30 protein-coding genes are annotated in these 23433 nt (G+C 61.4%); 10 read left to right on the top strand and 20 right to left on the bottom strand.

The genetic code is table 11. The features are described from left to right. Nucleotides 1-122 precede the first annotated feature (122 nt). Nucleotides 123-329 (bottom strand): YaeP family protein, encoded by a 207-nt coding sequence (locus CUC44_RS02395; protein WP_100858406.1) that lies wholly within the window; start codon nucleotides 327-329, stop codon nucleotides 123-125. A 145-nt stretch (nucleotides 330-474) separates the two neighbouring features. On the opposite strand from CUC44_RS02395, the gene CUC44_RS02390 reads away from it, so the two are divergent. Further along, nucleotides 475-1086: a riboflavin synthase subunit alpha gene (locus CUC44_RS02390; RefSeq protein WP_100858405.1), complete on the top strand. Its 612-nt coding sequence runs from the start codon at nucleotides 475-477 to the stop codon at nucleotides 1084-1086. Nucleotides 1087-1226: 140 nt separating this feature from the next. Here the strand turns inward: CUC44_RS02390 and CUC44_RS02385 are convergent, their stop codons facing one another. From CUC44_RS02385 to CUC44_RS02370, 5 genes are all read right to left on the bottom strand, one after another. Beyond that, nucleotides 1227-1430, bottom strand: coding sequence for a CPXCG motif-containing cysteine-rich protein (locus CUC44_RS02385; protein ID WP_005301298.1), 204 nt, complete (start codon nucleotides 1428-1430; stop codon nucleotides 1227-1229). 328 nt (nucleotides 1431-1758) lie between these two features. Continuing rightward, the gene (locus CUC44_RS21375; protein WP_279627811.1) at nucleotides 1759-1887 is read right to left on the bottom strand and encodes a hypothetical protein; all 129 of its coding nucleotides are present in this window, start codon (nucleotides 1885-1887) and stop codon (nucleotides 1759-1761) included. 8 nt (nucleotides 1888-1895) lie between these two features. Beyond that, nucleotides 1896-2555 (bottom strand): hexitol phosphatase HxpB, encoded by a 660-nt coding sequence (gene hxpB / locus CUC44_RS02380; protein ID WP_100858404.1) that lies wholly within the window; start codon nucleotides 2553-2555, stop codon nucleotides 1896-1898. Between the two features lie 106 nt (nucleotides 2556-2661). Then, a complete protein-coding gene (gene purT / locus CUC44_RS02375; protein ID WP_100858403.1) occupies nucleotides 2662-3840 on the bottom strand; it encodes a formate-dependent phosphoribosylglycinamide formyltransferase in 1179 nt (392 codons plus the stop codon). A gap of 88 nt (nucleotides 3841-3928) precedes the next feature. Continuing rightward, a complete protein-coding gene (locus CUC44_RS02370; RefSeq protein ID WP_167388751.1) occupies nucleotides 3929-4819 on the bottom strand; it encodes a DMT family transporter in 891 nt (296 codons plus the stop codon). A gap of 226 nt (nucleotides 4820-5045) precedes the next feature. Between CUC44_RS02370 and CUC44_RS02365 the strand changes: the two genes are divergently transcribed. Beyond that, nucleotides 5046-5633, top strand: coding sequence for an FMN-dependent NADH-azoreductase (locus CUC44_RS02365; protein WP_167388750.1), 588 nt, complete (start codon nucleotides 5046-5048; stop codon nucleotides 5631-5633). A gap of 78 nt (nucleotides 5634-5711) precedes the next feature. On the opposite strand, the gene CUC44_RS21075 is transcribed toward CUC44_RS02365, so the two are convergent. The 4 genes from CUC44_RS21075 to CUC44_RS02350 all read right to left on the bottom strand — a co-directional run bounded on the left by CUC44_RS21075 (nucleotide 5712) and on the right by CUC44_RS02350 (nucleotide 8087). Continuing rightward, complete coding sequence (locus tag CUC44_RS21075) at nucleotides 5712-5888, bottom strand: hypothetical protein (RefSeq protein ID WP_167388749.1); 177 nt, start codon at nucleotides 5886-5888, stop codon at nucleotides 5712-5714. Nucleotides 5889-6048: 160 nt separating this feature from the next. Beyond that, a complete protein-coding gene (locus CUC44_RS02360; RefSeq protein ID WP_100858400.1) occupies nucleotides 6049-6237 on the bottom strand; it encodes a DUF4250 domain-containing protein in 189 nt (62 codons plus the stop codon). Then, nucleotides 6234-6704: a MarR family winged helix-turn-helix transcriptional regulator gene (locus CUC44_RS02355; RefSeq protein WP_167388748.1), complete on the bottom strand. Its 471-nt coding sequence runs from the start codon at nucleotides 6702-6704 to the stop codon at nucleotides 6234-6236. Before CUC44_RS02355 ends, CUC44_RS02360 begins: the two co-directional genes overlap by 4 nt. Nucleotides 6705-6854: 150 nt before the next feature. Beyond that, nucleotides 6855-8087, bottom strand: a complete 1233-nt coding sequence (locus CUC44_RS02350; protein ID WP_100858398.1) for a UPF0149 family protein — start codon at nucleotides 8085-8087, stop codon at nucleotides 6855-6857. Between the two features lie 271 nt (nucleotides 8088-8358). Between CUC44_RS02350 and CUC44_RS02345 the strand changes: the two genes are divergently transcribed. Together CUC44_RS02345 and CUC44_RS02340 are read left to right on the top strand one after the other, a co-directional pair. Continuing rightward, on the top strand, nucleotides 8359-9246 hold the full coding sequence (locus CUC44_RS02345) for a CvfB family protein (RefSeq protein ID WP_100858537.1): 888 nt from the start codon (nucleotides 8359-8361) through the stop codon (nucleotides 9244-9246). Continuing rightward, nucleotides 9247-9558, top strand: a complete 312-nt coding sequence (locus CUC44_RS02340; RefSeq protein ID WP_100858397.1) for a DUF1289 domain-containing protein — start codon at nucleotides 9247-9249, stop codon at nucleotides 9556-9558. A 49-nt stretch (nucleotides 9559-9607) separates the two neighbouring features. Here CUC44_RS02340 and CUC44_RS02335 read toward each other — a convergent pair whose 3' ends face one another. Beyond that, the gene (locus tag CUC44_RS02335; protein ID WP_100858396.1) at nucleotides 9608-9931 is read right to left on the bottom strand and encodes an HI1450 family dsDNA-mimic protein; all 324 of its coding nucleotides are present in this window, start codon (nucleotides 9929-9931) and stop codon (nucleotides 9608-9610) included. A gap of 155 nt (nucleotides 9932-10086) precedes the next feature. On the opposite strand from CUC44_RS02335, the gene CUC44_RS21370 reads away from it, so the two are divergent. Beyond that, complete coding sequence (locus CUC44_RS21370; protein ID WP_279627810.1) at nucleotides 10087-10221, top strand: hypothetical protein; 135 nt, start codon at nucleotides 10087-10089, stop codon at nucleotides 10219-10221. On the opposite strand, the gene mtgA is transcribed toward CUC44_RS21370, so the two are convergent. The 5 genes from mtgA to minC all read right to left on the bottom strand — a co-directional run bounded on the left by mtgA (nucleotide 10218) and on the right by minC (nucleotide 13324). Then, on the bottom strand, nucleotides 10218-10994 hold the full coding sequence (mtgA, locus tag CUC44_RS02330; protein ID WP_167388747.1) for a monofunctional biosynthetic peptidoglycan transglycosylase: 777 nt from the start codon (nucleotides 10992-10994) through the stop codon (nucleotides 10218-10220). The two genes, CUC44_RS21370 and mtgA, sit on opposite strands and share 4 nt — an antisense overlap. Further along, nucleotides 10979-11305 carry an HI1450 family dsDNA-mimic protein gene (locus CUC44_RS02325; RefSeq protein ID WP_167388746.1) on the bottom strand — a complete coding sequence of 109 codons (327 nt, stop codon included), beginning with the start codon at nucleotides 11303-11305 and terminating at the stop codon, nucleotides 10979-10981. Before CUC44_RS02325 ends, mtgA begins: the two co-directional genes overlap by 16 nt. A 193-nt stretch (nucleotides 11306-11498) precedes the next feature. After that, complete coding sequence (minE, locus tag CUC44_RS02320; RefSeq protein ID WP_100858393.1) at nucleotides 11499-11765, bottom strand: cell division topological specificity factor MinE; 267 nt, start codon at nucleotides 11763-11765, stop codon at nucleotides 11499-11501. Between the two features lie 2 nt (nucleotides 11766-11767). Then, a complete protein-coding gene (minD, locus tag CUC44_RS02315; RefSeq protein WP_100858392.1) occupies nucleotides 11768-12580 on the bottom strand; it encodes a septum site-determining protein MinD in 813 nt (270 codons plus the stop codon). Nucleotides 12581-12598: 18 nt separating this feature from the next. Then, nucleotides 12599-13324 carry a septum site-determining protein MinC gene (minC, locus tag CUC44_RS02310; protein WP_100858391.1) on the bottom strand — a complete coding sequence of 242 codons (726 nt, stop codon included), beginning with the start codon at nucleotides 13322-13324 and terminating at the stop codon, nucleotides 12599-12601. 106 nt (nucleotides 13325-13430) lie between these two features. Between minC and CUC44_RS02305 the strand changes: the two genes are divergently transcribed. Continuing rightward, a complete protein-coding gene (locus CUC44_RS02305) occupies nucleotides 13431-13709 on the top strand; it encodes a YcgL domain-containing protein (protein ID WP_100858390.1) in 279 nt (92 codons plus the stop codon). Beyond that, the gene (locus tag CUC44_RS02300) at nucleotides 13709-14668 is read left to right on the top strand and encodes a lytic murein transglycosylase (RefSeq protein WP_100858389.1); all 960 of its coding nucleotides are present in this window, start codon (nucleotides 13709-13711) and stop codon (nucleotides 14666-14668) included. Before CUC44_RS02305 ends, CUC44_RS02300 begins: the two co-directional genes overlap by 1 nt. Before the next feature lie 175 nt (nucleotides 14669-14843). Here the strand turns inward: CUC44_RS02300 and CUC44_RS02295 are convergent, their stop codons facing one another. The 3 genes from CUC44_RS02295 to ppnP form a co-directional block, all read right to left on the bottom strand. After that, complete coding sequence (locus CUC44_RS02295) at nucleotides 14844-16214, bottom strand: L-serine ammonia-lyase (RefSeq protein ID WP_100858388.1); 1371 nt, start codon at nucleotides 16212-16214, stop codon at nucleotides 14844-14846. 287 nt (nucleotides 16215-16501) lie between these two features. After that, nucleotides 16502-17884, bottom strand: coding sequence for an L-serine ammonia-lyase (locus tag CUC44_RS02285; protein ID WP_100858387.1), 1383 nt, complete (start codon nucleotides 17882-17884; stop codon nucleotides 16502-16504). A 169-nt stretch (nucleotides 17885-18053) separates the two neighbouring features. Then, nucleotides 18054-18338: a pyrimidine/purine nucleoside phosphorylase gene (gene ppnP / locus CUC44_RS02280; protein WP_100858386.1), complete on the bottom strand. Its 285-nt coding sequence runs from the start codon at nucleotides 18336-18338 to the stop codon at nucleotides 18054-18056. A 269-nt stretch (nucleotides 18339-18607) separates the two neighbouring features. Between ppnP and CUC44_RS02275 the strand changes: the two genes are divergently transcribed. Further along, on the top strand, nucleotides 18608-19852 hold the full coding sequence (locus CUC44_RS02275; protein WP_100858385.1) for a dicarboxylate/amino acid:cation symporter: 1245 nt from the start codon (nucleotides 18608-18610) through the stop codon (nucleotides 19850-19852). Nucleotides 19853-19964: 112 nt separating this feature from the next. On the opposite strand, the gene CUC44_RS02270 is transcribed toward CUC44_RS02275, so the two are convergent. Further along, a complete protein-coding gene (locus CUC44_RS02270) occupies nucleotides 19965-20357 on the bottom strand; it encodes a MerR family transcriptional regulator (RefSeq protein ID WP_100858384.1) in 393 nt (130 codons plus the stop codon). Between the two features lie 125 nt (nucleotides 20358-20482). On the opposite strand from CUC44_RS02270, the gene CUC44_RS02265 reads away from it, so the two are divergent. Further along, complete coding sequence (locus CUC44_RS02265) at nucleotides 20483-21649, top strand: acetyl-CoA C-acyltransferase (RefSeq protein WP_100858383.1); 1167 nt, start codon at nucleotides 20483-20485, stop codon at nucleotides 21647-21649. A gap of 431 nt (nucleotides 21650-22080) precedes the next feature. Continuing rightward, nucleotides 22081-23388 carry an outer membrane protein transport protein gene (locus tag CUC44_RS02260; protein WP_100858382.1) on the top strand — a complete coding sequence of 436 codons (1308 nt, stop codon included), beginning with the start codon at nucleotides 22081-22083 and terminating at the stop codon, nucleotides 23386-23388. Nucleotides 23389-23433 lie beyond the last annotated feature (45 nt).

Genomic DNA, 23433 nt, shown 5'->3' with positions numbered 1-23433 from the left:
AGAGAAAGAACGGGTAATTGAGAGGAGCTTTTGCCTCCCCGGAGCCGGGGAGACAAAGAGCGGGGGTGTCATTCTAGCCTGAAAAACCGCCAACGGGAAACCGTTCGCGGGGGTTGACGGGATCAGGCGTCTTCGTGATCGCTGATCAGCAGGTTGGCGGCGGCGTAGGCGGCCTGTTCGCGCAAGTCCGCGGGTACTCGTTCGTCCCCTGCCACGGCGTTGAGGGCGCGAATGGTGGCGGCGATGGCGTTCGGCACATAGCCCTGCTCCCCCGAGCCAATCTGGTTGTAGGCGATGCGAATGGCTTCACAGCATTGATATACCTGCATATTTACTTCCTCATAGAGCTGGATCTGACTGCCGTCACTATAGCGATCGGCGCAGGCCTTGTCAGCCGCTGCGCTTGTCTTGCCTTGTCTTGTAGAGTGGCGAGGGTTAACCTGCCTGCGATTTTTGACCAGCAGGAGACGAGACATGTTCACCGGCATAGTACAGGGTACCGCCGAACTGGTGGCCTTCACCGAGCAGCCCAATTTTCGCACCCATGTGATCCGCATGCCGAGCCTGGCCTGGGGCGAGGGGCTGGCGCTCGGCGCCTCCGTCGCCCACAACGGCTGCTGCCTGACCGTGACCCGGGTCGAGGGGGACCTGGTCAGCTTCGATCTGATGCAGGAGACACTGCGCCTCACCAACCTCGGGCAGCTGAAGGTCGGGGACAAGGTGAACGTGGAGCGGGCAGCCCGCTTTGGCGACGAGATAGGTGGTCACGCCATGTCCGGTCATATCATGGGCACGGCGGACGTCATCTCGGTCATCGACACCCCGAACAACCGCCAGGTCTGGTATCGCCTCGCCCCCGAGCTCATGAAATACGTGCTGACCAAGGGCTATATCGGCATCGACGGCATCAGCCTGACCGTCGGCGAGGTGCGGGAACATGAGTTTTGCGTCAACCTGATCCCCGAGACTCTGGCTCGCACCAACCTCGGCTGGGTCAAGGCAGGCTGGCGCACCAACATCGAGATAGACCCCCAGACCCAGGCCATCGTCGACACGGTCGAGCGGGTGTTGGCGGCTCGCAGTTAAGCCGACATCTCGTGATGGATGCCAGAAGGCCAGCAGATTGCTGGCCTTTTTTGCATTTTATAGATCGTTTATTTCGTCAAACATAACTCAGGCAGTTCAGATCACTGCCTTGTGCGAGGCAAAAAGCGAGCCTCACATCGCTAGAACATCTGCTCGTCGTCCGCATCCACAAATAGCTGCAGGCAGTCGCGGGCCTCGTCCCTGTGCAGGCGCAGGTGGATGGGGTTGCAGCAGGCCATGCAATCCTCGTAGAACTCCTGATCCCCCTGGCTCGCGTCGAGCTCGACCCGGGTGTGGTGGCCGCAGTGGGGGCAGACGATACGCTTGCTGGTGTACTCGATCATGATGACCTCCTGGGGCCGAGTGGCCGCCTCTTTCCCCTGATTCTAGTCGGCGAGGGGCGCCGCAACCGCGAGCGAGCGCACGTTTAGGGCAAGGGGCTGCGGGGTGAAGCGCTGGCACGTATCGCCCGATCCCGCTGGGCTGCGAGTCTCGCAGAACGTCAGGTTGAACGCGGGCCTGATGCTGGGAGTCCAGGCTGTTGATTCGTGAGGACAATATAAAAAGCCCCGCCTGGGCGGGGCTGATCAACAGGGTTGGCGATGGCAAGACGGGGATCGCCAACCAGGGCAGGGCGCATGGGAACGATCAGCGCCTTGCTCGCCCCGCGGCTCAGGCTATCCAGCGCGCCAGCATGGCGCCGTCCAGCTCGGCCAGGGAGCGAAGCTCGTGATCGGCGATGGCGAGACGGGGATCGCCAGCCAAGGCCGGGCGCATGGGAACGATCAGCGCCTTGCTCACCCGACGGCTCAGGCTATCCAGCGCTCCAGCATGGCGCCGTCCAGCTCGGCCAGGGAGCCGAGTTCATGATCGGCGATGGCGAGGCGGGGATCACCCACTAATGCCGGATCCGGCACTATCAGCGCTTGCATGGAGGCGGCCTTGGCCGCCAGCAGCCCGGTGAAGCTGTCCTCGATGGCCAGACACTGCACCGGCAGGACCCCTAGCTTCTCGGCGGCGTGGATGTAGACATCCGGGTGCGGCTTGCCAAAGCGCTCCACCTCGGCGGAGTGCACCGCGAGGAAGCGCTCCTTGATGCCAAGCTTGCCGAGCACGGCCTCGACCATGGAGAAGGGCGAGGAGGTGGCGAGCCCGATCTTGAGACCACGGGCCTCCATCAGCGCCAGCGCCTCCAGCACGCCTTCCTTGGGCTGGCCTTCGCTCAGGATGAGGGCAATCACCTGATCCAGGATACGTTGCACCACCTCTTCCTGGCTGGGGCCGCTCCAGGGGCGAATGCGATACCAGTGGGCCACCAGCTGATCGATGCGCACCCCTATGGTGGAGTTGCAGTCTTCCTCGGTGTGGAAGTGGCCCAGCTCGGCGAACACGGCCATCTGGGCACGCTGCCAAAAGGGTTCGGAATCGATCAGGACACCGTCCATATCGAAGATCACGGCAGTTAACATCATCTACTCCTGACAAGGTTGAACGGGGATTATAAGCCGGACGCACAAATGCAAAAGGGGCATTTCACTGCCCCTTGCGCCGGATCATGGGAGCGGCAGCAATCGCTTAAAAGATCACCTCGACCCTCGCTGCCACCGCCTTGGCCTTTTCCACTGCCTCATCGCACTGCTCGCCACGGGCGAGCGCCACCCCGAGCCGGCGACGACCGGCGATCTCGGGTTTGCCAAAGAGACGCAGCTGGGCACCCGGCACCAGGCTCAGCGCCTCGCCAATGCTCTGATAGCGGATGTCCTGGCTGTGGCCGTCCCGCAGTACCACGGCGGACGCGCTCGGCCCGTACTGGGTGATGCGGCCGATGGGTAGCCCCAGGATGGCGCGCACGTGCAGGGCGAACTCGGAGAGATCCTGGGAGATGAGTGTCACCATGCCGGTGTCGTGGGGGCGGGGAGAAACCTCGCTGAACCAGACGTCATCCCCCCTGACGAACAGCTCGACCCCGAACAGACCATGGCCGCCGAGGGCCTCTACCACCTTGGCGGCCACTTCTTTGGCGCGGGCCAGCGCCAGCTCGTTCATGGCCTGGGGCTGCCAGGATTCGCGATAATCGCCATCTTCCTGGCGGTGTCCTATGGGATCGCAGAAGTGAATGCCATCCACCGCCCGTACCGTGAGCAGAGTGATCTCGTACTCGAAGGGCACGAAGCCCTCGACGATCACCTTGCCACGACCGGCGCGGCCCCCCTCCTGGGCATAGGTCCAAGCGTCGTCCCGCTTGGCGAGGTCGCGCAGCAGGCTCTGGCCCTTGCCGGAGGAGCTCATCACGGGCTTGACCACGCAGGGCAGGCCGATGGCCGCTACCGCGGCGTCGAACTCTTCCTTGCTCTCGGCGAAGCGATAGCTGGAGGTGGGCAAGCCGAGCTCCTCGGCGGCCAGACGCCGGATCCCCTCCCGGTTCATGGTGAGCTGGGTGGCGCGGGCGTTGGGCACCACTCTCACCCCTTCCTGTTCAAGCGCCGCCAGGGTATCGGTGGCGATGGCTTCAATCTCGGGGATGATGAGGTCGGGTTTGACCTGCGCCACCAGGGCGCGCAGGGCGGCGCCGTCCAGCATGTCCAGCACATGGGCGGCATGGGCTACCTGCATGGCGGGGGCATTGGGATAGCGGTCGGCGGCGATCACCTCGATGCCAAGGCGCTGCAACTCGATGGCGACTTCCTTGCCTAGCTCTCCCGAGCCAAGCAGCAGGGCACGGGTGGCGCCGGGGCGGGTGGCGGTTCCAAACATTCGATCTCTCCTTATGTCGATGGTCCATCGTGTACGGCGCACAGGGTGGCCAATGAGCGGACAAAAAAAGAGGCACGCATGGCGTACCTCAGGAAACGGATTTGTGAGCGCGCTGCTCGAGATGCGTCAGCAGCGTGATGGCGCCTATGATGATGGCGGCGCCGAGCCACAATCGGCCCGGGGGGGCCCAGCCAAACACCAGCCAGCCTGCCAGCACGTTCATGGGCAGCTTGGCGAAATCGAACGGCTGCACAAACGACGCCTCGGCCACGCTGTAGGCGCGGGCGATGGACATCTGGGCCAGGGCCGACAGCACGCCGGAGGCCGCCACCAGCAGCCACTGGGTCTCGCTCGGCCACTGCCACTCCGGCAGCGCCAGCATGGCGTTGAACGGGGTGCTGAAGATGAGCAGGTAGACGACGATGGTGTGGGACGACTCGCTCGCCGCCTGATAACGCACCAGCAGGGAGTAACCGGCCCAGAACAGGGCGGCCGCCACCGGCAGCAGGGAGGCCCAGCTGAAGTCATCGGTCCAGGGGGCCAGGATCAGCATGGCGCCGGCAAAGCCCGCCAGGGTTGCGAGAATGCGGGCCCGGCTCACCTGCTCCTTGAGCAGCAGGGCAGAACCCAGGGTGGCAAACAGCGGCGAGGTCATCAGCAGGGCGATACCCTGCCAGATGGGGATGGGCACCGCCAGCGCCCACAGCCAGAACTGGATGCCGATGACCGCCAGCAGCACCCGCAGCAGGTGCATTCGCAACTGATTTGTCATCAGGGATTGGCGCAGACCGTGGCGGATGAGCCAAGGCAGCAGGCAGATCAGGGCGATCAGGTACTGGTGAAAGGCGACCTGGGTGGAGGCGAGGCCGAGGGTGAAGCTGACGTACTGGCTCAGGCTGTTGACGGCGGCGAAGCAGAGGCCTGCCACCATCATCCAGACGGCGCCGGCAAAGGGAGAGTGCCTGCGTGAGGGTTCCATGGGATCCGGGGTCATGCAAAAAAGTGCCGCGGATCATAACGGCAATCGTTTGTTCTGCCAAGGGCAGGGTGCTTGGCGAGTACCGCTCTGGCGAAGAAATGCCCACTCATCAAATTTTTTGAACAAGTTAAGCATCTATTTTCGCTATCAGGGCTGCAAGCCAGTGTTTATAGTGACCTCCATCGACAGTGCGACTGTCCAATTGATAACCAAATGGAGTCTTACCATGGCCAACATCCTCGTACTCAAGTCCAGCATCCTGGGTGAATATTCCCAATCCAACGCCCTGATCGACGGCTTCCTGGCCGATCACCAGGATGACAACATCCAGGTGCGTGACCTGGCTGCCCTGAACCTGCCGGTGCTGGATGGCGAGCTGGCCTTCGGTCTGCGCGGTGGTGAGAACCTGAGCGAGCGTCAGCTGGCCGTACTGGCCCAGTCCGACGAGCTGGTTGCCGAACTCAAAGCAAGCGATCTGGTAGTGATTGCTGCTCCCATGTACAACTTCAACATCCCGACCCAGCTGAAAAACTGGATTGATCTGGTGGCTCGTGCTGGCGTGACCTTCCGTTACACCGAGACAGGCCCGGTCGGTCTGGTGGAAAACACCCGCGCCCTGGTGGTTAGTCCCCGCGGCGGCATGCACGTCGGCGCCGCCACCGATCTGGTGACCCCGTACATGCGCACCGTGCTCGGCTTCATCGGCATCAAGGACGTAGACTTCATCTACGCCGAAGGCATGGGCATGGGCCCGGATGCCCAGGCCAAGGGCATCGAGCAGGCCAAGGAGCAGCTGGAAGCCCTGGCTATCTAACGCGCCCGCACTCTGCCAGACAGAAACAACAACGCAGCCCGAGGGCTGCGTTATTTTTTTGTAGCTTTCAGGGCCGAGTCACTCCTGCAGGAAGTGGCGACAACCGCTGACCAGCATCAAACAGACAGCCACCAGGGATCCCAGCAGCAGGCTGCTGAGCCACTGCTCTGTGCTGTCGGGCAATTGGGGGGAGAAGAGGCTGATCGTGAAGAGGGCACTGATGATGATCAGGCTGGTCTGTCGGGTCAAGATCATGGGGTCGTCCTTGGCTGATGGTGCTGGGGTGATGCTAACCGCCGAGTGTGACAGCCTGATGTATCCATACCTCAGGCCGCGACTCGACATCGGGTTGCTCTCACCTTAGCAGCTTTTGCCGCCAGAGCCAGTCCCACGGGACAGCTTGTGATCCGGATCCCTATCTGAACTGTTTTTGATCAGCCTGGTAGTGAAAATCACCGCTGGCGAGGCGGGCTTCCAGAGCCGCCTTGTCGAGATCCTGCGCCTTGCAGAGATCGTCCAGATCATCGTAGCGATCACGCAGCTGCATGTTGATCAGGCTCAGCAGCATGTTGACGTCCATAGTAGCGAAGTTCTTCAGATTCATGGCTGTTGCTCCTGATCCAGCAGGTGCAGCTGCTCGATGGCGTCGCTCACGCTCTGCAGGTGCAGGCGGATGGTTTCCCGCGCCTCGCTCGGCAGGTAGTCGGTGAGGGTGTGTTGCCAGCTGCCCGCTTCGGTCTTGAGCTGCTGGAACAGGACCAGCCCGGCGTGGGTGAAGGAGACCAGGCTGATGCGCTTGTCCTGGGGACTGCTCTCGGTGAACAAGATGCCTTTCTCCACCAGGCGGTGAATTTCGCGGGAGATCCGTACCTTGTCCATCCCGCTCGCCTCTACCAGCTCTTTCTGGCTGATGGGGTAGTTGGGGCCGAGCACCATCATCAGGCGCCATTGGGGCACCGTCAGCTGGTAGCGTTGCTGGTAAAACTGTTCAAAGGTATCGCGCACCATCTCAGCGGCATGGACCAGCTGGTAAGGGGGATAGTGAGCGAGCAGCTCTATGATCTTTGACATATGACATCCTGCTGTGACGGCTGCATCGGGTGCAGTTTCTCTTGATACTTTGAACTTGATGATACGTAACACAAGGACTTTTGTCTGAACAAGCACCAGAAAAATGTGCGTTCGCGCACGTGTTGGGCCACGAAAAAAGTTTTAAAGGTTTCAATTGGCCTTTGTGACCATGCTTTTTCGTAACCAGATCAAGGCATTGTGCTCAAACCAGGCCGGTTTGCTCTGCAGCGCATAGAGCACGGCCTCGTCCCGGCTGCCCCCTTGCCAGTGCTGCGGCTCCTGCTTTGGCAGCTTGCGTTGACCCAGCAAGCAGGCGGGAACATGGGGATTGGCCCGGATGGCGGCGGCCAGATGGGGGGCCGCCGCCGCTTCCCCGTCCTGGGCAAATACCATCAGTGCCTGGTTGTAGCGCAGCCAGCAGGAGGCTTCATCGAAGCGCACCAGCAGGGCGCGTAGCGCCGCCCAATCCCCTTGGCGGACATAGAGGCTGGAGAGGGGGTGACGGCAGCCCGGTTCATCGGCCACGCACAGTGTCAGCAGTGCCTGGTATTCGGCCCGTGCCTCGGCAAGCTGCCCCAGTTGCAGCAGGCAGTCGGCGCTACCTGCCCTGGCCGCCAGCAGGGGACGCGCCTGTTCGGCGCCCCAGCCATGGCCGGCCGTGCCTTGCCAGAAGGCGTCATCGAACAGGGGAGTGGCATCCGCGACTATCTTCTCAAACCAGCCGAGGCGCTTTTGAGGCTCACGGCAGGCCGCCGCCTGCTCGAACCACTGCTGCCACTGGCGGGTCTGCTCGCTCTCTTGCTCGGGTGCCGCCGCCACCGGAGCCTGGCTCTGCTCCAGGGTCAGCAGGCGATTGAGGGCCGTCTTCATCTGTTGGCGCTGACGCTTGCAAAACTCCATGAAGGGCAGGTCACTGCCCGCCGCCTGGTGCAGCATGCGCGCCATGGGCAGATCGCGAAACAGGCACAGCTCGGCGGCCAGGCTGAAACGCAATTGGGTCAGGGGATCGTTCAAGTCGGTGGGGGTGGGCCAGCCGGCCAGCCCCTGACTGAAGCCATAGCTCCACTGGCCGAGGGGGTGAGTCTGCTGGAAGACCTGCTCCGGCGTCTCGGTGGAGAGACGGCACTGACTCGGCAGCGTCAGCTGGCCCGCATCGGCCAGGGCTTCCAGCTCGTCGATAAGGTGCGAAAGGGCCGCCGCCGTCTGCGCGTCCGGCTCATGGCCATCGGGCAGCATGCCAGCAAGGGGAGCCTGCCAATCGGGGGCCACAGGCCCCACCAGACGGGCGCAGAGAAAGCCGTGCAGGGCCGGGTAGCTCATGTCCTGTCCGCTCTGGTGCTGGATCCACTGATTGAGATGACGGGTGCGGGTGGCTGGGTTCATCGGCGCTTCCTCTGGATTTTACGGCGGCGTAGTCTACCCAAAAATGGGGTCATATGCAGCAAACGGCGGACCGAATGCTGCTAAAATCGCCACTGAGCCGCCGGCTTGTGGGGAAAATCGTGCAAGGGATTGGGCAAGGGGCTAGGTCCTGTCACGGCTCTGGGGTAACATGCGCGCCTGCATGAAAAATGACGCTGGCTGTCACCGACCACGGGCTGACAGGGGCGCTGCGCACCTTTTGACGGGCCTGATAGGCTGGCCCATCCGGATATTGAAAGAAGAGATCACCATGTTACAGATTGGCAAGATGAACACCCTCACCGTCGTTGAACTCGAAGAGCGCGGCGCCTGGCTGGCCGCGGGCGAAGAGTATGGCGAGCTGCTGTTGCCCAAGCGTCAGCTGCCGGAAGGCGTGGCCGAAGGGAGCGAGGTGCCTGTCTTCCTCTATCTGGATGCGGATTGCGAGCCGGTGATCACCACCGACAAGCCGTTTGCCATGGTGGGTGACATCGCCGGTCTCAAGGTGGTCAACGCCAACAAGATAGGCGCCTTCCTCGACTGGGGCATGAAAAAGGATCTGTTCGTGCCAAGCCGCGAGCAGAACAAGCCGATGCAGGTGGGTCACGTCTATCTGGTGCACCTGATGCTGGACAACGAGGGCCGCATGGTGGGCACCAGCCGCCTGGAGCGTTTCCTCAGCATCCATAACCCGCCCTTCAAGGCCGGTGATGAAGTGACTGCCCTGCCCGGTGAACACACCCCGCTCGGCATCAAGGCGGTGGTCAATGGCAAGTACTCCGGCATGCTGTTCAAGAACGAGGTGTTCGGCCGGGTGATGACGGGCCGGCCGCTGACCGCCTGGGTCAAGCAGGTGCGTGACGACGGCAAGCTGGATCTGACCCTGCAAAAGCCTGGGCTGGATCGGATGGACGATGCCGGTGGCCGTATCCTGACCCGTCTGCAAAAGCAGGGTGGCAGCTTGGCGGTGGGTGACAAGAGCGAACCCGAGCTCATCTACAAGATGTTCAACATGAGCAAGGGCACCTTCAAGAAAGCCATCGGCGGCCTCTACAAGCAGGGCAAGATTGTCATCGAAGAGCACAGCATCCGCCTGGTGGATGCGGGCAAAACCGATGGCAGTGAAGGGCGCGAGGCATAAGTGCCGAGCCCTTGCGTCGGTGACTGCCGGGCCAGGGACGGGCTCTGTCTCGGCTGTGGTCGCACCCTGACCGAGATAGGCCAGTGGTCCGCCATGGACAGCGAGGCCCAGCTGGCGCGCATGGCCGAGCTGGACGGGACCCGCAGCACCCATGTCTGCCCTGGCTGTGGCGAGCCGGCGTTTTGCGCCGTGTCAGCGGGGGAGAGTATCTCGGCCTGCTGGTGTAGCCAGTTGCCCGCCTTGCCCATGAGCGAGGTGAGTTCTTGCTGGTGTCGCCGCTGCCTGGCCAAGGCGATCGCCGCCCGGCCCTGAGTCGGCCGCAGACATTCAGAAACGAGAACGGCGCCCTGGGGCGCCTTTCTTATGCCTGCTGCTGGCGGTGCCAGCGCACATGGACCTCGTGCTCCGTCCGATCGCGGGGCAACAGGAAGGTGGCGTAGATCACCTCAAACTCCTCCTGATGGTCCAGCAAGCCGACCCACACCTCGGCCCAGCGCTCCATGTCGACCGGCACACCGAGCTCCCGCGACCAGTCGGCGTTGGGCAGGGTCGCCTCGACGGCGCCACGCTGCTCGAACTCGAGGGTGATGTCGACAATTTGTTCGGGGGCCAGCATATCGGCGGCCTGCTCAAGAAACTGATCATAGGCCCACTCGACCAGCTGATCCGGGCTGCGTTGTTCCATGAAATCACTCCAGATACATCCAGGTTCGCCACTGTAGCAATTATTGGGGATGGCGGCCAGATCGGGGCTGGGGCTTGTGGCCCTGTCCAATGCCAGGATCTGGGGGTAAGGTTAACGAAGCCGCGTCATGCGGCGAGGTGAGAAGGCAGTGCAGCATGAAACGACGACAGCACAGACGGCAGATCAAGCGGCGGCGGGAGACCTGGTGGTGGCACTATCTGCCCCTGCACCGGGAGGTTGTCGGCGGTCATCTGGGGCCGGCGGTGGACTCCGCCGGCAAGAAGGGCTAGCCTGCCTCGTGCACCCGGTTCAGGGTGACTTGACCGAGTTGGCTCATCTGGCGGCGGATCCAGGCCGAGCGCTGCTGTACATAGGGGGAGGGTGGATTGACCCGATAGCGCCAGGGATTGGGCAGGGCGGCGGCGAGCAATGAAGCCTCGTAGCGGGTCAAGCGGGCCGCCGGCTTGCCAAAGTAGTGCCGCGCGGCGGCCTCGGCGCCATAGATGCCGGGGCCGAACTCCACGATATTCAGGTACACCTCGAGGATGCGGGACTTGTCCCAGCCCAGCTCCATCAGCAGGGTGAACCAGGCCTCTATGCCTTTGCGCACGAAGCTGCGATCGCTCCACATGAAGAGGTTCTTCGCCGTCTGCTGGCTCAGGGTGCTGGCGCCGCGCACCCGTTCACTGCGTTGATTGTGCTTGAGGGCCGAGCTGATGGCATCCATGTCAAAGCCGTTGTGCTCGGCGAAGCGCTGATCTTCGGCGGCGATCACCGCGAGCTGCAGCTCGTTTGAAATCTGCTCAAGCGGCACCCAGTCGTGTTTGACTTCGGCTATCTTGGCAGGCGGGAACAGGGCCCGCTCGATGCGCCAGGTCCACATGGGCGGGTCGATAAAGCGCAGCAGCACCACGGAGACCAGGGTGCTGAGCAGGGCGGCCAGTAGCAACTTTGCGAGCAAGCCCAGCAGCCGGCGCATCAGCGCCGGCCGTTTCGGTTCAGGCTCGGACTCCCAGGCATACTGGCCAGGATCATCGGGGTCGGGAATTATTGGGGTAGCCATTCGATGTGGCAGAACTTCTCGTCGACACGGCGGGAGAGCAGCATGCGGGCGAACAGGTGCTCATACTCTTCTTCTGCGTTGCCAAGGCCGACCCAGATCTCGGCATACTCTTCATCGCTCACGGCAAAACCGACGTCCGCTTCCCAGTCATCGGCCGGGTCGCTCTCTGCCAGCAGGCCGCGGCTGTTGAACTCCTGGTTGAACAGGGCGATCTCCTGCTCAGGCAGGTTGTCGGAGGCCAGCTCCATAAAGAGTTCGAGGGCGGTTTCGAGCAGTTCCTCGACGCTGTGCATTTCGTCATTCAAAGACATAAGTCATCTGTTCCAGAGAATAAGAATAAGAAGCCCCATCGTGAGCGAACGGTGGCGGGCGCTATTCTAGCTGGCCCCTGCTTCCTTGGCGAGCCACAGCAGCGTGCTGGCCGGATTTGAGATAATAAAAAACCGGATCCTGCGAAAGGATCCGGTCTTCATTGGGGGAAGGGGTCACGCATGGGGCGTCAGCTCATCCCTTCTTGTCGTCGGCGAAGGTGATATTGAGCTCCAGTACCGACAGCTCGTCACTCTTCTTATCGAGCTGGACGGTGATCTTGTCCGGGTCGATCTGCACATACTTGCGGATCACGTCGAGCAGATCCTGCTTGAGTTGGGGCAGGTAATCCGGCCCCCCTCTGGATGAACGCTCGTGGGCGACTATGATCTGCAACCGCTCTTTGGCCAGTTGTGCGGTGCTTTGTTTCTTGTTGGAACGAAAATAATCCAATAATGACATGTTTAACTCCCGAACAGTCGGCTAAAGAAGCCCTTCTTTTCTTCTTCCAGAAAACGAAAATCCTTGCTGTCGCCCAGCAGACGCGAGACCGCATCTTCGTAGGCCTGACCGGCATCGGACTCCTTGTCCAGAATGACCGGCTCCCCCGAGTTGGAGGCGCGCAGCACCGCCTGGGATTCCGGGATCACCCCGAGCAGTTTGATGGCCAGGATCTCCTGCACATCCTGCACGCTCAGCATGTCGCCACGGTTGACGCGGGTCGGGCAGTAGCGGGTCAGCAGCAGATGCTCCTTGATGGGGTCTTCACCACGCTCGGCGCGGCGGGACTTGGAGGCCAGGATGCCGAGGATGCGATCCGAATCACGCACGGACGAGACTTCCGGGTTGGTGGTGACGATGGCCTCGTCGGCGAAGTAGAGCGCCATCAGGGCACCGGATTCGATACCGGCCGGGGAGTCGCAAACGATGTAGTCGAACTTCATCTCGGTCAGCTGATCCAGGATCTTCTCGACCCCTTCGCGGGTCAGCGCGTCCTTGTCCCGGGTCTGGGAGGCGGGCAGGATGAACAGATTCTCGGAGCGCTTGTCTTTGATCAGCGCCTGGTTGAGGTTGGCCTCACCATTGATCACGTTGACGAAGTCGTACACCACGCGCCGCTCGCAGCCCATGATGAGATCCAGATTTCTCAGGCCAATGTCAAAATCGATGACCACTGTCTTGTGGCCACGTTGAGCCAAACCGGTGCTCAGGGCTGCGCTGGTGGTAGTCTTGCCAACGCCGCCTTTGCCCGATGTAACGACTATGATTCGCGCCATTCTCGCTTCCTTGTAACTCTATTTGATACGGTCTATACGGAGTTGTTCGTTGTCCAGCCGGATATGGACTGGCTCTTGGATCAGGCCTGCCGGCAATGCATCGCTCAGCTGGAAGGTGCCAGCGATGGAGAGCAGCTCGGCCTGCAATTGCTGACAATAGATGCGGGCCCGGGTGTTGCCCTTGGCACCGGCAATGGCCCTGCCACGCAGGGCGCCATAAATGTGGATGCTGTCATCGGCGAGCACTTCCGCCCCCGGGCTGACCGAACCCAGTACCACCAGCGAGCTGCCGGCGGCATAGATCTGTTGGCCGGAGCGCACCGGGCCCACGTGTACCTTGCTCGGCACCAGCGGGGCGGGCGCCACCTCGACGGGGGCCTCGACCTTGACCGGCACCGGCACAGGTTCTGGCTGTGGCTCCGGCTCAGCCTTGCGGCTCTTGCCCGAGACCATGACAGCGAGCCCCGCCGCCTTGGCCGCGGTCTTCATCGCCTCATCTTTGGCCCCCGTGATGCCGACCAGCACGAAGTCCTCCGACTCGACCAACTCCCTGAGTTGTTCAAAATCCGGGATCGCCGCGAGCCGTTCCACATTGATGACGAGGGGGGCACAATTAAAAAACTGGGGGGCCAGGGCTACCTTGGCCGCCAACAATTGACGGATCCGGGCCGGATTGCCATCGCTGAGATGCAACACAGAAATAGTGAAGGTAGTCCCTTTCAATTCGTTATCGCGCTCAACCATGAATCTTCCCCGAACCGAGACGGTAATCCGTTATTGTTATTCAATTTCCGATGTTATAGTTTGCCACCATCAGAGGCAATAAACCGATTGGATTATATCAAGTTCCATGTTGTGTGCAGTCTATAAAAGTCGCAAAAAAGCCGAGACCTATCTCTTTATTGAAAGAAGAGAGGATTTCTCCCGGGTGCCAGAGGCACTGATGAGTACCTTCGGTCGTCCCGAACTGGTATTGATGACCAAATTGGACCCAGCCAAGCCCTTGGGGATAGCCTCCACCCAGAAGGTGATGGAGGCACTGAAGCTGCAGGGGTTCTATCTGCAGGTGCCGCCGCCGCCAGAGAACTTGCTGGAGCAGCACAAGGCGCAATTAAAGGCCGCTTCCTGATGCGGGGTCGGCTGGCGCTGTTATTGCTCGGCGGTGTATTGAGTACGCCGCTGCAGGCCAGTCCCGACTTCGAACAGTATGTGGCCGGACTCAAGCAAGAGGCGCTCACGGCCGGGATATCGGCGGCGACCGTACAGGCCGCCTTTGCCGATATTCGCCTCATCGAGGCCGCCATCAAGCACGACAAAAACCAGCCGGAATTCAAACTGACGCTGGATACCTATATTCCCCGCGCCGTGCCCCAATGGAAAGTCAATCAGGCGAGAGCCTTATATCGCCAGCATCTGCCGCTGCTCACGAAAATAGGTCGGGAATATGGGGTGCAGCCCCGTTTTATTGTCGCTTTGTGGGGCATCGAAACCAATTTCGGGAAATTGACCGGCAATTTTCCCCTGATATCCTCCCTGGCCACCCTCGCCTGGGAAGGGCGGCGAGAGGCCTTCTTCAAGGGGCAGTTATTCGATGCCCTGCAGATCCTGGAACAGGGGCATTTGACTCCCGCGGCATTTAAAGGCTCCTGGGCGGGTGCCATGGGGCAGGTGCAATTCATGCCTTCCTCTTTCTTGAAATACGCGGTGGATCAGGACGGGGATGGCAGAAAGGATCTGTGGGGAGATCTTGCGGATGTATTTGGTTCGGCTGCCAATTATCTCCATCAGAATGGCTGGCGGGAAGATGAGACCTGGGGTCGGCGGGTGCGGGTACCGGACTCCCTCGACCCGGCGCTGCTGGGGCTCGAGGTCCGCAAGCCGCTCTCGGCCTGGCAGGCCCTGGGGGTGCGCCAGCAAGATGGCTCGGCACTGCCAAAGGTCGATATGGAGGCTTCCCTCATTCGGCCCGATGACGTCCATGGCCGCAGTTATCTCGCCTATGACAATTATCGGGTGCTGCGCCACTGGAATCGCTCCCCCTATTTCGTGGTGGCGGTGGGGACCCTGGCGGATCGCATCTCGGAATAATCACAGTGGAATAAAGGCAGTAGCTTGCGTCAGCCGTGGATATTCAGCCGGGCAGGTATCCTGAAATAGCAGGTCGCCGCTTCACCTTATCGGCGCATGCGGGCTTTTGTTGGGAAATAACGGGCAATAAAAAAGGCGGGAGCATATCCCGCCTTTTTGTATTTCTGGTGCCGGCTTATTCGCAGGCAACCTGCATCACCTTGATGGCCAGGCCACCACGGGAAGTCTCACGGTACTTGGAGTCCATGTCCTTGCCGGTGATGTACATGGTCTCGATGACCTTGTCCAGGGACACCCGCGGCTTGGAGGTGCGACGCAGGGCCATGCGGGAGGCGTTGACTGCCTTCATGGCGGCGATGGCGTTACGCTCGATGCAGGGCACCTGCACCTGACCCGCGACCGGATCACAGGTCAGACCCAGGTTGTGCTCCATGCCGATCTCGGCGGCTTCACACACATGCTCCGGGCTGCCGCCCATCAGCTCGGTCAGACCGGCGGCGGCCATGGAGCAGGAGACACCCACTTCACCCTGGCAGCCCACTTCGGCGCCGGAGATGGAGGCGTTCATCTTGTAGAGCATGCCAACGGCAGCGGCGGCCAGGTAGAAACGGGTGTACTCGTCGCGACCCACCGGCTGGATGAACTTGTCGTAGTAGGCCAGCACGGCCGGGATGATACCGGCGGCGCCGTTGGTCGGCGCCGTGACCACACGGCCACCGGCGGCGTTCTCTTCACTGACCGCCAGGGCGAACATGTTGACCCAGTCGACGATGTTCATGGGATCGTTGGAGAGATTCTCGTTGGTGGTCAGCTGACGATAGAGGGGAGCGGCACGGCGCGGTACGCGCAGTGGGCCGGCCAGGACGCCTTCAGTGCGGCAGCCGCGCTCGATCCCTTCACGCATGGTGGTCCAGATCTTGCCAAGCTTCTTGTAGATCTCTTCCGGGGTATTGAAGCACTTCTCGTTTTCCAGCATCAGGGCGGAGACAGAGAGACCGGTCTGGCCACAATGGGCGAGCAGCTCGGCCGCGCTCTTGAACGGGTAACGCACGGACATGTCGCCGTTGTCGGCCTTGCCGAAGTTCTCTTCGTCAACGATGAAGCCACCGCCGATGGAGTAATAGGTCTTGCTGTAGACGGCCTCGTCTTCGATGAAGGCGGTCAGCTTCATGCCGTTTTCGTGCAGCGGCAGGGCTTCATCGTGGAACACCATGGCTTCGCGGGGGAAGCTGACGGTATGGCAGTGCAGACCGATGGGCAGACGACCGGTCTGCTCCACGCGGGAGATGAATTCGGGGATGCCGTCGATGTCGACATTCTCCGGCAGGTTACCGGCCAGACCCATGATGATGGCGGTGTCTGTGTGGTGGCCTTTACCGGTCCAGGAGAGGGAACCATAGACGTCGACCTGGATCCGGGTGATGTCACGGATCTTGCCGCCAGCACGCAGTTCATCCACGAACTGTTTGGCTGCTTTCATCGGGCCGACAGTGTGGGAAGAGGAGGGGCCAACACCGATTTTGAAGATATCAAAAACGCTGATCATGTAACAATTACCTCAGGGTAAGAAGGGGGCGCCATGCCCGCTCGCAGAAAGGGGGTGATCCATGGGACGGGTCTGTCGTCAAACGGCCAATGAACCAGATAACGCTAGTGTAACGGTTCAATGCCTAAAAAAAGTTGAAACAGATCTATTTTTGTTGAATTGACGGCGCGAGTATAAAATTAATTTTGATGGTTATCCATTTTGTTAAGCGCTTGGCAAACGTTTTGCGAAAAAATACCCGGACGAGCCGGGTAGATGAGTGTCAAATGCCGCCAAGTTACCTGACGTTAACATTCGGTGATGTTGACGGCGAGTCCGCCACGGGCGGTTTCCTTGTACTTGGTCTTCATGTCGTTGCCGGTTTCCCACATGGTCTTGATCACCTTGTCCAGCGACACCTTGTGCTCGCCGGTGCCGCGCAGGGCGAGGCGGGCGGCGTTGATCGCCTTGACCGCTCCCATGGCGTTGCGCTCGATGCAGGGCACCTGCACCAGGCCGCCGATGGGATCGCAGGTCAGCCCCAAGTTGTGCTCCATGCCTATTTCGGCGGCGTTTTCGACGATGGGCGGGCTGCCGCCAAGCAGCTCGGCCAGGGCACCGGCGGCCATGGAGCAGGCGACCCCCACTTCCCCTTGACAGCCCACCTCGGCCCCCGACAGGGAGGCATTCTTCTTGTAGAGGATGCCGATGGCGGCGGCGGTGAGGAAATAGTGCATCAAGAGCTCGTCATCCACCTTGCGCACGAAGCGATCGTAATAGTGCAGCACGGCGGGGATGATACCGGCGGCGCCATTGGTCGGCGCCGTCACCACCCGGCCGCCGGCGGCGTTCTCCTCGTTGACGGCGAGGGCAAACAGATCCACCCACTCCATCACCATCAGGGGATCCTTGTTGAAATTGGTCTCCCCGTTGAGCTGACGATAGAGGATGGGGGCTCGGCGCTTCACCTTGAGCCCTCCCGGCAGCACCCCTTCGCTGCGGCAACCGCGCTCGACGCAGCCCTGCATCGCCTGCCAGATCTTGCGCAGCCCCATCTTGATCTCGGCCTCGCTGCGAAACACCTTCTCGTTGGCCAGCATGAGTCCTGAGATGGAGAGGCCGCTCTCCTGGCAGTGGGCCAGCAGCTCGGCGCCGCTCTCGAACGGGTAGGGAATGGGGTGCTCGGCATCGAAGCGGGCCGCCTCCTCCTTGGCGTTGGCGAAGTGACTCTCTTCGATGATGAAGCCGCCACCGATGGAGTAGTAGGTCTGCTCAAACAGCAGGGTTTCGCCCTGGAAGGCGCGCAGTGTCATGCCGTTGGAGTGGGCGGGCAGAGTCTTGCGCCGGTTGAAGAGGATGGCGCCGACCCGGGGGAACTGGCTGGGGTGCTCACCGCCAAGGCGCAGGGACTGGCTGTGCTCCACCTGGTTGAGAAAGTCCGGGATCCCCTCTATGTCGACGGATTCCGGCTCGAAGCCGGCGAGCCCCAGTATGATGGCCTTGCCGGTGCCATGGCCCTTGCCGGTCTGGCCGAGGGAGCCGTAGCACTCGGTGACGACCCGATCGGTCTGGGGGAGCTGTCCTGTCTGCTTGAGCGCATTGACGAAGGCAAAGGCGGCCCGCATTGGCCCCACAGTGTGGGAAGAAGAGGGGCCGATCCCGATGGAAAACAGGTCGAACACGCTGATCATGACGTACTCCGATTATGGATTTCGTCTAAACATTGTAAATTTTTTGTAGTCGATGAAAAGAGGGGAAATGGCGGCGTGTGATAGCGGTGCACAAATAAAGGTAGAGGAGAAGGCGCCACGAGGGCCGGGTTGGCACCTCATGGCGATCTTGTCAGTGCGGGCGAACGCCTCAGTCGAGGAACTCGCACAGATAGGCGGTCGGTGTCTCCACTTCCAGCTTGAAGGAGGAGTGGCCGGCCACGTCAAAGGATTGGCCCTGACGGTAGGTGTGCCAGTCGTCTTCATCGGCCAGCTGGATGCGCAGGGCGCCCTTGATCACCGTCATCCGCTCGGGGGCGGCGGTGTTGAACAGGTAATCACCCACATCCATCACGCCGACCGTGGCTTTCTCGCTTTTCTGCTCGAAACCGATAGATTTAACATTTCCATCGAAATACTCGTTAACTTTCAGCATCTTTTCTTCCCTGTATGCATGATTGACGGGTCAACGTAGCACACCTTTTCGGCTCTTGTCATGGTGAAATGGGGAAAAATCAGGATGGATCTTATGAGTCTGCATTTTATCAATAAGATGTTAAATGCGCTGCGTTCAGGAAACTGGATGTTAAACGGCGAATAAATATGAGATAAAACGCGACCTCAGGGTAATGAGGCAGCTTTATTACCCTGGGTAGTGAATTGCACTAGGAAAGTGTCAATAGTTGCTCATTTAAGGAACATTCTGTGTTTAAAAAAGGATTAATCAAGAACATTGGCTTCCAGGTCGTGGTTGCCATGATACTGGGGGCCATGGCCGGCGCGCTCATGGGCGAGCAAGCCACTGTCTTCGCGCCCTTCGGTACTCTCTTCATCCAGCTGATCAAGATGCTGGTGATCCCCCTGGTGGCGGTGGCCATCCTGTCCGGAGCCGCCAACCTGGGTGCCAGCCCGGCTGCGGGCAAGATAGGGGCGACCACGCTCGCCTTCTTCCTCGGCACCTCGGCGCTGGCGGTCCTGCTGGCGCTGGTGATGGGGCAAGTCTTCAAACCCGGCGTCGGGGTCGATTTTGGCACCACGGCCGCCATGTTTACCGGTGACTATGCCGACAAGGGTGCCCTGCCTGATGCCGTCGCCACCCTGCTTGGCATGATCCCGACCAACGTGTTCCAGTCCCTGAACGAGGCGAACATCTTGCAGATCCTGGTGTTCTGCATGTTCCTCGGTATCGCCCTGGCGAAACAACCCCGCGAGCGCGCCAAGCCCATCACCGACGGGCTCAACACCCTGGTGGATGCTTTCGTCTGGATGATCAACAAAGTGATGCTGATCGCCCCCATCGGGGTGTTCGGCCTGATGGCCGATGCCATCGGTACCTACGGCTTCGACGTACTGACCCTGGTGATCAAGCTGTTCCTGGTCTACGTGGGCGCCATCCTGATCTTCGGCTTCGTGGTCTATCCGCTGCTGATCGCGCTCTTCTCCAACACGCCTGTGCGCAAGTACTTCTCGGCGATGAAGAAGCCGCAGATCGTGGCCTTCTCCACCGCCTCCTCCATGGCGACCCTGCCGGTCAACATGGAGACCTGCGAGCAGGAGCTGAAGGTGACCAACGCCACCGCCGCCTTCGTGCTGCCCCTTGGTGCCACCATCAACATGAGCGGCAACGCCATCTATTACGGTCTGGTCGCCATCTTCTTCGCCCAGGTCTACAACATCGATCTCTCCGCCGGTGCCTGGGCCGCCATCATACTCACCTCCACCCTGGGGGCCATCGGCCAGGCCGGGGTACCGGGGCCGAGCTTCCTGGTGGTAGCCGTGCTGCTGGCGGCGGGCATTCCCATCGAAGGCTTGCCGCTGTTGTTCGCGCTGGATCGTCTGTTCGACATGATCCGCACCGCCCTCAACATCACAGGCGATGCGGCCTGCGCCGTGATCGTCGATCGCTACAGCCCGGATTACGATCCGGATCGCTGGAGCAAGCAGGCCTGAGTAAAGGCACAGCCTGATGGGGTGGTTATCACCGAATGCAAAAGAGGGAAGCAACCGCTTCCCTCTTTTTTATGGGCGCCGTTCTCGAGAAAAGGCGCGATGAGATTGAAGGCTAGAGCTGGGCCAGAGCTTGCTGGCAGCGCTGCTCGGCGGCTTCGAGTTCCAGCAACACCATCTTGATGTCTTCCAGTTGCTGCTGCAGGGTCTCGCGCTTGTCCGCTACCAGCCCCAGCATGGTCTGCAGCTGGGTGCGGCTGCTCTTGTCCGCGTCATAGAGATCGAACAGGTCGCGAATATCCGCCAGGCTGAAGCCCAGGCGCTTGCCGCGCAGGGTCAGTTTGAGGCGTACCCTGTCCTGGCGGCTGTAGATCCGGGTCTGGCCCTGACGGGTCGGGTTCAGCAGCCCCTGATCCTCATAGAAGCGGATGCTGCGGGTGGTCACATCAAATTCGCGGGCCAGCTCGCTGATGCTGAACGTCCGCACGTCATCCCTGGTTTGGGTCATGGTGTTGTCATCTGGTTGTCAAGGCTGGCTGGCACCTTACCCAAACGTCAACTTCCCCGCAAGTCTTGTTCCCGCCCCGTCGGCGGCATATGTTATCCCTATGTAACTAAAGGAGTGAAAGACGAATGGATATTGTCATCGTAGCGGCCAAGCGTACCCCCATGGGCGCCTTCCAGGGCGCCTTGAGCGCCCTGAGCGCCCCCGAACTCGGCGCCTGTGCCATCAGGGCCGCCATGGAAGCGGCTGGGCTCAAGGGTGAGCAGGTGGACGAGGTCTACATGGGCAATGTGCTGAGCGCCGGGCTCGGCCAGGCACCGGCGCGCCAGGCAGCGCGGAGGGCGGGCCTGCCGGACAGCGCGCCCTGCACCACGGTCAACAAGGTGTGTGGCTCCGGCATGAAGACGGTGATGCTGGCCGCAGACAGCCTGCGCCTCGGTGAGGCCAAGGTGGTGGTGGCCGGGGGCATGGAGAGCATGAGCCGGGCCCCTTATCTGCTGGACAAGGCTCGCACCGGCTATCGCATGGGCCATGGGAGCCTGCTGGATCACCTGTTCCTCGACGGCTTGCAGGATGCCTATGAGGGGCAGCTGATGGGCCACTACGCCCAGGCCAGCGCCGATCGGGCCGGACTGACCCGGGCCGACATGGATGCGTTTGCCATCAGCTCCCTGGAGCGGGCCCTGGCGGCCCAGCAGGGTGGCGCCTTCGCGGCCGAGCTCGTTCCCGTGCTGGCGGGGGAGCAGTTATTGCTGGCCGATGACGAGCAGCCGGGCAAGGCCAGACCGGACAAGATACCCGGCCTCAAGCCCGCGTTCAGCAAGACCGGCACCATCACGGCGGCGAATTCGAGCTCCATTTCGGACGGGGCCGCGGCCCTGGTGCTGATGCGCGCCGAGACGGCGGCCGAGCTGGGGCTGCCTGTGCTGGCGCGCATTGTGGGTTATCAGAGCCACGCCGCCTTGCCGGCCGAGTTCACCAGCGCCCCCATCGGCGCCATCGACAAGCTGCTGGCGCGGATCGGCTGGTCGGTGGAGAAGGTTGACCTGTTCGAGGTGAACGAGGCCTTCGCCATGGTGAGCATGCTGGCCATGGCGGGCTGCCACATTCCCCATCACAAGTTGAACGTGAACGGTGGTGCCTGTGCCCTGGGGCATCCGCTCGGGGCAAGTGGCGCCCGCATCCTGGTGACCCTGATCCACGCCCTGCGGGCCCGCAGCCTGACGCGGGGAGTGGCAAGCCTGTGCATCGGTGGCGGCGAGGCCACCGCCATGGCCATCGAGATCCCCCGGTAAGAGATGTTAAAGTGGCGCACTCCCATCAGTGGAGTGCGCCAATTTTTGTTGGTTTTAAATCCATAAATTACTGCGCTTTGATGTTTTATCAGCGAGTTATCGCTGTTTAATAAATGTCATGCAGTGCTTTGTCTCTTTGCTTCATTCCTCTCACTTGTCCCGGCGCCCAGGTCGGCACCTCTCGTCTGCCATGTCTAAGCATCCTCCACGTTATTGGGTTATCCATCAGTAACCTATGACTCATTAGGCCTCGATTAAGCATCCATGGGGTATCTTGCTCGCCCGTTATTCTATGCCTGCGCGCATTCGGCCAGTGCACGTCGTCAGGCCGCTGGGGCACCAATCCTAGTGATGGCGGCGGCTGTTCACGCCCGGCGCCGCGCGCCGATATCCATGCTCGCCTCATGAGGAGGCGAAACCGAGATCCCTTGATGAGTTCCCAATCCAAGTACCGCCTCGCCACGACCCTGGCCAGCACCCTGACCCTGCTCGCCCCCGATGCCATCGCCTCCGGTTTTCAGATAAACGAACACTCAGCCGCCGGCCTTGGCCGCGCCTTCGCGGGGGAGGGAGCCATCGCCGACAGCGCCGCCGTGCTGGGCCGCAATCCCGCCGCCATGATGATGTTCGACAAGACCGCCGTCTCGGTGGCGGCGACCATGGTGGATCCGGACTACAGCGTGGAGGGGGAGTTCGTCAGGCCCTTCGGGGCGAGCGAGGCCAGCCACGGCAATGCCGGCCCCAATGCGGTGATCCCCGCCGCCTATCTTATCCAGCCCATCAACGACCAGTGGGCGCTGGGGTTTGCCATGATGACCAACTATGGCCTGGGCACTCGCTTCGACGATGGCTTCGGGGCCGATGGCAGCCGTATGTCCGGCATGGCGGGGCTGGTGGGGGGAGAGACCTCCTTGATGAGCGTCAACCTGAACCCGAGCGTCGCCTATCGCATCAATGAGAGCTGGAGCGTGGGCGCCGGCATCGACTACACGCTGGCGACCGGTTACGTGGACAGGGTCAATGGCAATGGCGAGGCAAATGGTGCCCACCAGACCCTGGCGAACTTCGATGGCGCCGGCAACGGCTGGGGCTGGAACGTCGGCACCCTGTTTGAGATCAACGAGCATAACCGCCTGGCCCTGACCTACCGCTCCCAGATAGACGTGACCCTGGAGGGGGATTACCACGGTGCCATCGGCACTGTGCCGGGCACCAGCGCCGAGGCCGAGGTGGAGATCCCCATGCCGGCCATCGCCGAGCTCTCCGGCTACCATCGCCTGAACCCAGCGCTTGCCCTGCACTACTCCATCATGTGGACCGACTGGAGCGCCTTTGAACAGCTGGAGGCGACCAGCAGCCAGTGCACCTTGCCGGGCGGCGTTTGCCTCAGCAAGAACGAGCAGTTGCAGGATGCGATGCGCTACGCGGTGGGGGCGACCTGGTATGTGAGCCCAGAGTGGGAGGCGCGCGCCGGCATCGCCTATGACGAGTCTGCGGTGCAGAGCGAGCACGCCACCATCAGCCTGCCGGACAGCGACAAATGGTGGTACAGCCTGGGGGCGACCTACCATCTCGATGAGACCAAGAGCATCGATCTCGGCATGGCCTACATCGATGGCGAGGTGAGCGAGGTGCGCGAGGGCATAGCCCACAACAGCCCGGACAATCGCTACTATTTCGAGGGGAGCCGCGAGGGCAACGCCTTCCTGGCCTCGGTGCAGTTCAATATGCTGTTCTAAACCAAAACGTCCCGAGAGGGACGTTTTTTTATGGAGCCTTGCGGG

This window comes from Aeromonas lusitana, assembly GCF_002812985.1.
Taxonomy (GTDB): domain Bacteria; phylum Pseudomonadota; class Gammaproteobacteria; order Enterobacterales; family Aeromonadaceae; genus Aeromonas; species Aeromonas lusitana.
This window is presented reverse-complemented; position numbering and strand designations above follow the sequence as displayed.

Bases quoted from the DNA above. Each gene is read 5' to 3' on its own strand.
- CUC44_RS02395 (WP_100858406.1), bottom strand. From the start codon at position 329: ATGCAGGTATATCAATGCTGTGAAGCCATTCGCATCGCCTACAACCAG.
- CUC44_RS02390 (WP_100858405.1), top strand. From the start codon at position 475: ATGTTCACCGGCATAGTACAGGGTACCGCCGAACTGGTGGCCTTCACC.
- CUC44_RS02385 (WP_005301298.1), bottom strand. From the start codon at position 1,430: ATGATCGAGTACACCAGCAAGCGTATCGTCTGCCCCCACTGCGGCCAC.
- hxpB (WP_100858404.1), bottom strand. From the start codon at position 2,555: ATGTTAACTGCCGTGATCTTCGATATGGACGGTGTCCTGATCGATTCC.
- purT (WP_100858403.1), bottom strand. From the start codon at position 3,840: ATGTTTGGAACCGCCACCCGCCCCGGCGCCACCCGTGCCCTGCTGCTT.
- CUC44_RS02370 (WP_167388751.1), bottom strand. From the start codon at position 4,819: ATGGAACCCTCACGCAGGCACTCTCCCTTTGCCGGCGCCGTCTGGATG.
- CUC44_RS02365 (WP_167388750.1), top strand. From the start codon at position 5,046: ATGGCCAACATCCTCGTACTCAAGTCCAGCATCCTGGGTGAATATTCC.
- CUC44_RS21075 (WP_167388749.1), bottom strand. From the start codon at position 5,888: ATGATCTTGACCCGACAGACCAGCCTGATCATCATCAGTGCCCTCTTC.
- CUC44_RS02360 (WP_100858400.1), bottom strand. From the start codon at position 6,237: ATGAATCTGAAGAACTTCGCTACTATGGACGTCAACATGCTGCTGAGC.
- CUC44_RS02355 (WP_167388748.1), bottom strand. From the start codon at position 6,704: ATGTCAAAGATCATAGAGCTGCTCGCTCACTATCCCCCTTACCAGCTG.
- CUC44_RS02350 (WP_100858398.1), bottom strand. From the start codon at position 8,087: ATGAACCCAGCCACCCGCACCCGTCATCTCAATCAGTGGATCCAGCAC.
- CUC44_RS02335 (WP_100858396.1), bottom strand. From the start codon at position 9,931: ATGGAACAACGCAGCCCGGATCAGCTGGTCGAGTGGGCCTATGATCAG.
- CUC44_RS21370 (WP_279627810.1), top strand. From the start codon at position 10,087: ATGAAACGACGACAGCACAGACGGCAGATCAAGCGGCGGCGGGAGACC.
- mtgA (WP_167388747.1), bottom strand. From the start codon at position 10,994: ATGGCTACCCCAATAATTCCCGACCCCGATGATCCTGGCCAGTATGCC.
- CUC44_RS02325 (WP_167388746.1), bottom strand. From the start codon at position 11,305: ATGTCTTTGAATGACGAAATGCACAGCGTCGAGGAACTGCTCGAAACC.
- minE (WP_100858393.1), bottom strand. From the start codon at position 11,765: ATGTCATTATTGGATTATTTTCGTTCCAACAAGAAACAAAGCACCGCA.
- minD (WP_100858392.1), bottom strand. From the start codon at position 12,580: ATGGCGCGAATCATAGTCGTTACATCGGGCAAAGGCGGCGTTGGCAAG.
- minC (WP_100858391.1), bottom strand. From the start codon at position 13,324: ATGGTTGAGCGCGATAACGAATTGAAAGGGACTACCTTCACTATTTCT.
- CUC44_RS02305 (WP_100858390.1), top strand. From the start codon at position 13,431: ATGTTGTGTGCAGTCTATAAAAGTCGCAAAAAAGCCGAGACCTATCTC.
- CUC44_RS02300 (WP_100858389.1), top strand. From the start codon at position 13,709: ATGCGGGGTCGGCTGGCGCTGTTATTGCTCGGCGGTGTATTGAGTACG.
- CUC44_RS02295 (WP_100858388.1), bottom strand. From the start codon at position 16,214: ATGATCAGCGTTTTTGATATCTTCAAAATCGGTGTTGGCCCCTCCTCT.
- CUC44_RS02285 (WP_100858387.1), bottom strand. From the start codon at position 17,884: ATGATCAGCGTGTTCGACCTGTTTTCCATCGGGATCGGCCCCTCTTCT.
- ppnP (WP_100858386.1), bottom strand. From the start codon at position 18,338: ATGCTGAAAGTTAACGAGTATTTCGATGGAAATGTTAAATCTATCGGT.
- CUC44_RS02270 (WP_100858384.1), bottom strand. From the start codon at position 20,357: ATGACCCAAACCAGGGATGACGTGCGGACGTTCAGCATCAGCGAGCTG.
- CUC44_RS02265 (WP_100858383.1), top strand. From the start codon at position 20,483: ATGGATATTGTCATCGTAGCGGCCAAGCGTACCCCCATGGGCGCCTTC.
- CUC44_RS02260 (WP_100858382.1), top strand. From the start codon at position 22,081: ATGAGTTCCCAATCCAAGTACCGCCTCGCCACGACCCTGGCCAGCACC.